General features: G+C 30.1%; 8 protein-coding genes. 4 read left to right on the top strand and 4 right to left on the bottom strand.

Features of this window, described 5'->3' with window-relative positions:
* A partial coding sequence (locus KA833_RS02280) for an LPXTG cell wall anchor domain-containing protein (RefSeq protein ID WP_210128257.1) occupies positions 1-571 on the top strand: 571 nt, incomplete at its 5' end.
* A 175-nt stretch (positions 572-746) separates the two neighbouring features.
* Here the strand turns inward: KA833_RS02280 and KA833_RS02285 are convergent.
* Together KA833_RS02285 and KA833_RS02290 are read right to left on the bottom strand one after the other, a co-directional pair.
* Complete coding sequence (locus KA833_RS02285; protein WP_210128256.1) at positions 747-1928, bottom strand: MFS transporter; 1182 nt, start codon at positions 1926-1928, stop codon at positions 747-749.
* Positions 1929-2035: 107 nt separating this feature from the next.
* Positions 2036-2854, bottom strand: a complete 819-nt coding sequence (locus tag KA833_RS02290) for an NAD(P)-dependent oxidoreductase (protein WP_064210022.1) — start codon at positions 2852-2854, stop codon at positions 2036-2038.
* 134 nt (positions 2855-2988) lie between these two features.
* On the opposite strand from KA833_RS02290, the gene KA833_RS02295 reads away from it, so the two are divergent.
* The 3 genes from KA833_RS02295 (at position 2989) to KA833_RS02305 (ending at position 5791) form a co-directional block, all read left to right on the top strand.
* A complete protein-coding gene (locus KA833_RS02295) occupies positions 2989-3879 on the top strand; it encodes a LysR family transcriptional regulator (protein WP_210128255.1) in 891 nt (296 codons plus the stop codon).
* Positions 3880-3969: 90 nt separating this feature from the next.
* A complete protein-coding gene (locus KA833_RS02300) occupies positions 3970-4377 on the top strand; it encodes a carboxymuconolactone decarboxylase family protein (RefSeq protein ID WP_210128254.1) in 408 nt (135 codons plus the stop codon).
* 328 nt (positions 4378-4705) lie between these two features.
* The gene (locus KA833_RS02305; RefSeq protein ID WP_210128253.1) at positions 4706-5791 is read left to right on the top strand and encodes an acyltransferase family protein; all 1086 of its coding nucleotides are present in this window, start codon (positions 4706-4708) and stop codon (positions 5789-5791) included.
* Between the two features lie 98 nt (positions 5792-5889).
* On the opposite strand, the gene KA833_RS02310 is transcribed toward KA833_RS02305, so the two are convergent.
* Both KA833_RS02310 and KA833_RS02315 read right to left on the bottom strand, forming a co-directional pair.
* Entirely contained in the window at positions 5890-7764 is a 1875-nt protein-coding gene (locus tag KA833_RS02310; protein ID WP_210128252.1) for a glycosyltransferase family 2 protein, read from the bottom strand.
* A gap of 15 nt (positions 7765-7779) precedes the next feature.
* The coding region (locus KA833_RS02315) for an acyltransferase family protein (protein WP_210139445.1) at positions 7780-8422 on the bottom strand (643 nt) is incomplete at its 5' end.

Raw genomic sequence — 8422 nt, forward strand, 5'->3', positions numbered from 1 at the left:
TAATCCTAGTAACCCGGATAATCCTAGCAACCCAGATAATCCTAGCAACCCGGATAATCCTAACAACCCGGATAACCCTAGCAACCCGGATAATCCTAGCAACCCGGATAATCCGGAAAATACTCACAACCCAGACAACTCAGATAATCCGGACAATCCTAGCAATCTGGATAACCTAAACAATTCGGATAACCCAGGTAACCTAGATTATTTAAATAATACAGATAGATCTGAATTAATGAATAACTCAAACATTTCCAATAATACAAAAGGCTTAGCCACTTTCAACAACAGTGATTTAATAGGTAATCCGGAAAAATTCCATAATTCGAACTACAATTCTATTTCAAATATGGTTTATAACTCAAATAATCACGTAACATCTAAATTTATGTATCCCACTTTAGAAACAGATGTGACTAAAAAAAGTACCGATTATTCTGATAAAAATCAACTACCAAATACTGGACAATTACAAGATAAAGCAAATCCATTATTTGGCGCAGTCGCAGCAATTTTTGGTGTTATATTCATCCTATTCAGACGTAAAAGCATACGAAAAGAACGCTAACTTTAATCCATAAAACAAAACCTAATCTAACATGCTAACCTTCAGAAAATTATAAGTGAAAAATTTCTATTATAGTAAAAACGAATTAAAAAGCAACGTACAATAAGACATTGTACGTTGCTTTTTATAAATAGTAATTCAATTAACAAAAAAGTTATACTTTAAAAATGTTTGACTAAAAGTATTTATAATCATAGCGTCCATAAAATAAATAGTATGGGATGATTAATAATAACATCAATATGCCCAATGCAATATATAAACCTGCATAATTTAAAAACGGTACGATTAATCCTAAGAAATAAGGACCAAATCCGAGGCCTAAATCAAAGAAAATAAAGAATGTTGAGGTTGCTAAACCTATATTTTGAGGCTCTGCAACTTTAACAGCAATCGTTTGATGTGCTGAAAATAAATTACCATAACCTAAGCCAATAAATACCGCAGCAATTAATAAAAGATATCCTGATGCTGAAAAACCAAGTAAAACCATACCGATAAAATATAAAATAATGCATGGGTATACAATGATATTTGCACTTTTATAGTCCATTGCTTTTCCTGTAATTGGTCTAGTTATCAGAACAACGATTGAATACACAATGAAAAATACACTTGCATAGCTTACAATATCTCGTTGCTCTGCAAAGAAACTTAGAAAAGAAATCAAACTACTATAACCTAAAGCAAACAGTAAAATTAAAATACCAATAGGTAGCGTTTTTAAATCAATAAAATTTGAAATATGCCATTTATTTAATTTAGTTGATTCTGGCCCTGAATTTTTTTGATTTGGGATAGATGTCATACTTGCAATTAAAAGGGAAATAATAGCTAAAATAAAACATAAAATGAAGATTACAGAATAGGAGAAATTTTGATTTAAAATTAATCCTAAAAAGGGACCGATGGCTGTAGCAATTGATAAACTCATACTAAAGTAACCAATGCCCTCACTTTTACGTGAATTGGGTGTGATTTGTGCAACGATTGTTCCTACAGCGTTTGCTGCAATACCCACCGCAAAACCATTTACAAATCTACTAAATAGTAATAATCCGATATTTAAACTTACAAAATACAATAACGTAGTAAGCACAAATGCGATTAAACCGATAATTAGTATTTTTTTCGATCCTACTTTATTGATGATATTACCTGTTAATAATCTACCACACACAGTTCCTATAATATAAATACCTGAAACTAAACCAGCAATTGATGCTGAAGCATTAAATTTTTCTGCAGCAAATGATGCCATGGTAACTATCAATAAATAAAAAATTGACATTAGTAAAAAATTGACGCACAACATCATAGTATAGTTTTTCGACCATATTCGTTCTTTCGTTTTCATTATTTATTTGACTCCTTACTTTTAATTACTTAACTTTGTTATTTTTTTCACATGAAGCATTAAAAAATAAAGACTATTGAATTTAGTCTTTATTTTGAAATACAATATTAATTTTCATTATCCATAGAATTGTGCAATACATTTAGTACAAGTCCACTTACTGGTACAAAAGTTTTACGTTTAGTCGATTCTGAAATCACAGAAGTTAAATCTTTATAAATTGCATCTAAAGTACCGTTATTTTTGTATTCTTTTATTTCACCCCAGTTGTTAGCCGCCCAACTGTTGCCTGTACTAACTTCTACTATTTTAAGAATATCGGACTCTTCTAAACCATAACTATCACCAAATTTAACCGCTTCAGAAATACCCACCATATTAATACCTAATAAAAGGTTGTTCGCAAGTTTAGCAGCCTGCCCTGCACCAATTTCTTCTCCTAAATCAAAAATATGTTTACCCATAGCTTCAAAATATGGATGTAATGTTTTTCTAAGTTCATTTTTACCTGAAGCAAATATGGCTAAACTACCATTGTCTGCTCCTGATAAACTACCACTTACTGGAGCATCGATAATATTGAACCCTGCGTCTAATACATCTTTTTCAAGTTCAGACATAATCGTTGGATTTAAAGTACTCATAACTACGACAGTAATACCTTTTTTATTTGCAGAAGTTACGCCATCTTCACCAAATATTACACTTTCTGTCTGTTCTCTATTTCTTACCATAGTTATAATTGCATCATCTACTTGATCTACTACTTCTTTGATTGAATCACAACCAACAATACCTTCGTTTTCTAGTTCTTTTATTTTGTCTTTATTTAAATCATAAGCTAATACTTGATAACCAGCTTTTTGTAAGTTGATTGCCATTCCAGTCCCCATATTACCTAAACCAACAAAACCTATTCTTTTCATAAAAAATGCCTCCGCTTTATTTATTGATCTTTAGTATACTTCTATTGTAATATGACCACCGTTATGCGTAAAATATATAAAAGGAATTATATATATGAATAAAATTCATAACTTTGTGTGAAGGAGTGATGTTTTTGGATATAAGACAACTCAAATATTTTATAGCTGTCATTGATCATCAAGGGTTTTCTCGAGCTGCAGAATCACTATATTTATCTCAGTCAACGTTAAGTAAAGTGTTGAAAAATTTAGAAGATGAGTTAAACACAACGCTAATTGATCGTTCTAATCAAAAAATAGAGCTTACAGAATCAGGAAAAGTTGTATATCAACAAGGTTTACAAGTGTTATTATCTTTAGAAAATATATCTAATGAACTATTTGATATTGAAAATTTAAAAAAGGGGCATATCAATATTGGTATACCACCGATTACAGGTACGTTATATTTTCCTAAAATAATCAAATCTTTTAATAGTTTGTATCCTAATATTGAAATCAACATTACAGAAGCTGGTGCACATAAAATTAAAAATGAGTTACTTGATGGTTCAATCGATATAGCAGTATCTATGAAATTAGATAATGACGAAAATTTAGAAATACTGCCTTTAGTTAGCGATCCTTTAGTACTTTATGTAAACGACCAACATCCATTTGCGCAAAAGGAATCAGTTGAAATATCTGAGCTTAGAAATGAAAAAATAATTTCACTAGATTCTGATTTTGAACTACGCAAAATGTTCATATACGAATGTTACAAAAGCGATTTTAAACCAAATATTATTTTTGAAAGCGCACAATGGGATTTTATGCTGTCTATGGTTAATGAAGATTTAGGTGTAGCAATCATGCCCTATTCTCTTTTGAAATTATTGAATTTAAAGCATATTCAAACTATACCTATCATAAATGATGCATTGACTATGGATGTGAATTTCTTAATTAAAAAGCAAAAGCCCATATCACCACCATTGCAAGCATTTATAGAATTTAGCCAATCACAACTTAACGACATGAATTAAAGTAATAGTCATTATTCATATTATGAACTTAACGAATAGAATGTACGTCCTTATAATAAAGATATAAATAATTATTGGAGGTCGTATCAATTGGAACAAAATCGTAATGAAATTGGTCGAAAAATTATGGATGATTTAACAGCAACAGATAACGCTAATATACCAACGCATGCAAATATTGAAGAAGAATTAGGAGATGTAGCCCCGGGTTTAGGGAAATATGTTACTGAATTTGCGTTTGGAGATATTTATTCTCGAGAAGGATTAGATTATAGACAACGTGCAATTAGTACGATATCCGCACTTGTTACGCTAGATACAGAACCACAACTGGAACTGCACATTAATGTAGCACTAACAGTTGGTTTAACGCCTCAAGAAATTTCAGAAACTATTATGCATTTATTACCATATATAGGTTTTCCAAAAGTGTTAAACGCCTTGAAAATTGTTAAACGTGTATATAAAGAACGCGGCGTTTCATATAGTTCAAAATAAAATTTTAATTTAATGATTACTCCAAAAAGTAAACCGCCCTGTTATAAGGTGGTTTACTTTTTATTTTTAGCGTTACTAACTATAGCTATACACTCATATAATTTGAGTACATTTTCAATAGTTTGCTTTAAAGTTAAATAATCCATTTTCTCTTACGCTAATCATTCTTACTTCATCATAAATTGCTTTAGCTTTCAACCCATATTTCGTTTTATATGAATACGGCATAACCTAGTGATAATCTTTCGTATACACCTTCTAGATTAAACAAACAGTATGCTATATAATAAATGGATGTGTGTATTTTTATTTTTTGAGGGGGAGCATTTTGAAGTATATTGAAGAAATACCTATTATTAGGTCTATTGCAACGCTATTTATTGTATTTGTTCATCTATCTATTTCGTACATAAATAACGAAAACAGTCAGATTATGGCAATTACTGCAGGATACATTAGTCAAATTGGTCGACTCGGCACTCCTGTTTTCGCAGTTGTTAGTGCTTTTTTACTAACGCACTCTGTCTTGAAACGTGGTTTTGATTTAAACTATTTTGTAAAATCACGATTCACTAAAATATTTGTACCATACATAATTTGGACAACTGTTTATTTATATTACTTAGGGGTTGTTGAAGTAAACTTAGATAGCAATAAAAACTTTATAGGATATTATTTATTTGGAACTGGAAATTACCATTTATATTTTATACTTACCGTTCTTCAGTTTTATGTTTTATTTCCAGTCTTACAAAAAATTAAAAAAGGCTTACCATTATTACTAACATACGCTTTCTCTACAATACTCACTGTATTCTGGCAGTTAAACTACGAACAATTTTCAATTGATATACCAGTTATAGGTACTTTTGTTATGAGTAGAGCGTTTATTTTCAATTGGATTTCTTATTTTATTTTAGGAATCATTTTCGCTAAATACTATGAAGAGATAAATATGGGGATTAGAAAGTATAAAACCTTATTATTACCTTCTATTTTAGTCATTTTTATTTCATTTTTAATCTTTATTGATTTAGATCATTTTGTGACATCATCCCATCCAATGTTTTTATTATATACTCCATTTTTCTTAGCATTTTTAATTTATTTTTACCTTATTGTCAGAAAAAGTAAATTAATCATGCAGATACTAACATTAATCGGTAATTACTCTATGGGGATTTATTTAGTTCATCCTTTAGTAAAATGGGTCGTAATGAAAATACCTGTTTTTGATAATAGAGACAGCCTATTACTATACAGTTTTTCATTTATTATTATAGTTGCTATATCCGTGATAATTATTAATTTACTTATTAAAATTCCTAATGGAAACTACATTGTCCCAGTACCTAAAAAATCAAAATTTGTAAGTAATCACACTAATTACTTGAATCGTGAAGCAACGTATTAACTTGACCAACGCCTATACTTTTTCTTAACAAAAAAGGCTACTAAAACCAGTACTTCCGGTTATTTAGTAGCCTTTTAAATATATTCATGATTTAAATATTATTTTATAACTTCAACAAAATCTTTATTTGCTGTTAAGTAATTTCCTTCTTGTGTAACTAATCGTGGTGTTGATTTATTCGTATAAGCAATATTAGCGATACTAATCGTGTCTCCAACTTTAAGTGTTTCCAATGGCTCACTTTTGAATATTCTAGAATGATATAACTTACAAACTTTTTTAATTTTAATCTCATTAGGAACATCTGTAATATATTTATGATGGTTGTCCATGTGAATCTGTGCCACAAAATCTTTATTTGCTGTGATCACACTATCATCTTCAAGAATTAATCTAGGTGTACCATTTGATGTGAACTGAACATCTTTAGGCACTACTTTCATACCTGGATTTAAACTCATGAGCTTCGTTTCAAATTCAATATCACGATATACATTTGTTTTTTTAAGCGTCATCAATGGTTCTGATGCCGTTAGGAAATATTTTCCTTTGTATTTTTCCCTCAACTTATTGACGAACTCTAACTTGAAGCTTTGTCGTTTCATTTTATAAATGTCATTATTACTCGGGTAAGAAGCGTAAACTAAGGCGATATCATTCGTTTCACCAAATTCGACACCGAGGTTAACATCTATCTCTTTCGATTGCTTAAATTGCTCCTGGGGTATATAAATGCTTTTATCTTTATACACATAATCAACATGATACACGTTCATTGCGTTATTAATTTCAATTAATTTCACACCATTGATTTGAACGTTTTCTGGTTTCAATACTTTAATCACTTCATATAATTCACCATTTAGCATTTGTGTACCTTCATACACTGGATAACAACGCACTGGTGTTGGTTCTAAAATAGCACAATTACTGTCAATTTTCATGTAAATTGCATCTTTTTTCATATAATAACGCCAATAACCATAAACAAGTGCTTCTGTAAAATTTAAAAAAGCTTCCTTATCTTCTTGATGATAAAGTGTATACATAGCTATAAATTTTTTGTTACTAATAAATTCCTTCATATCATAACCATATTCATTTAGCATCTGTTCTACATCATCAAAAATAGCATAGAACGTTTGTTTATTATCAGACTTTAAAAACGTCTTTGTATGCAACAACCTTCTAAAGAAGTCTACTTCCACCATTCTTGATAACATCATTTTTTTCAGAGATTCGGATATATTCATTTTACAAATACGTTTGGTTATATCCACATTCAAATAAGCTTTATCTACCACTGAGGTCTCTTTCACAAGTGATTGATTTTCATCGTATCTGTTCACATGATAAACAGGTATCGTAGACATCGTAATGTTTTGAATCTTAGAAATAAGATCGATGAAAAATAATTTATCTTCACCAAATTTCATATGTTCAAATTGAATCTGATTATTAATTACAATATCACGTTTAAATACTTTACCCGGTGGCCCTACTGCTCTAAAAATCTTTTCAATATCTTGTGGAACCAAATTTGATGCATCTTTATAGGATGTGAATTTAGCATGATACGTAATACTTTTATTCGTATGTTTGTAGCTTTGTCCTAAGCCTAACTCTGCATCATCACTATTAACTTTTTCCATAAATCTTGGAAACCCTTCAGTATCTAACCAATCATCTGCATCCAATAAGGCAATATATTTTCCTTTTGCCGCTTTAATACCTATATTTCTTGGTTCTGACGGACTACCTGTATTCGTTGATAACTGAATTAATCGGATAAAATCATACTGGTTAGCATAACTATCAATCATTGCTACTGAGTTATCTGTAGAACAATCATCAACAAAGATTGCCTCTAATTTTGATTGTTCCATATTTAAATTGATTAAAGATTCAATACATTTTTTTAAGAATGGTTCTTTATTATAGACAGATATAATAACCGAGACTAATTTATCCATTCAATTCTCCCCTTTTTAATCTACTAGGTTATTTTTATAACTTTGATAAAACGTATCATACTTAACGTTCCCAATGCCTCCTACTATATATTTGCCTAGTTTAAACTGGTTAAACACATAAGCAATGCATATTGAGAACGTAATCGTTAATGTAAATGTAAATACGATATTGAATATAGGATGTTCATGTAATGTCCCTAACCTATGTACAATAAAGTAATGAATTAAATATATTGAAAAAGAATAATTACTGATTAAAATGAAAAATTTTGGTACATATTTAACATAAGACGATATTAGAAAGAATATTAAGATTATCATAGTAACATAGATTGGTGTATCAATACGCTTAGAGTCCACTAGCGTTAACCAGCCCGACAAGTAATTGATCAGCGTTATGACCGTCACTATAACAGTTCCTAACACAATGTATTTCGTATACTTTTGTATGTTGGCCATCAACGTTTCATAATAATAACCCATATAAAAACCTAGTAAGAAATAACTAAGCCAACCTATGAATATCATCCAGCCCTCTCGTTGCCATAACCAATTTAAATACCAAGCCTCTGGTGCATCAACAAAAGTTCTCATAGCCCAAAATAGCATCGTGATAACTAATGAATATACGATTAATTTTGATAAAGTCCGTATAATT

This window comes from Staphylococcus sp. GDY8P67P (assembly GCF_017892545.1).
GTDB lineage: Bacteria > Bacillota > Bacilli > Staphylococcales > Staphylococcaceae > Staphylococcus > Staphylococcus ureilyticus.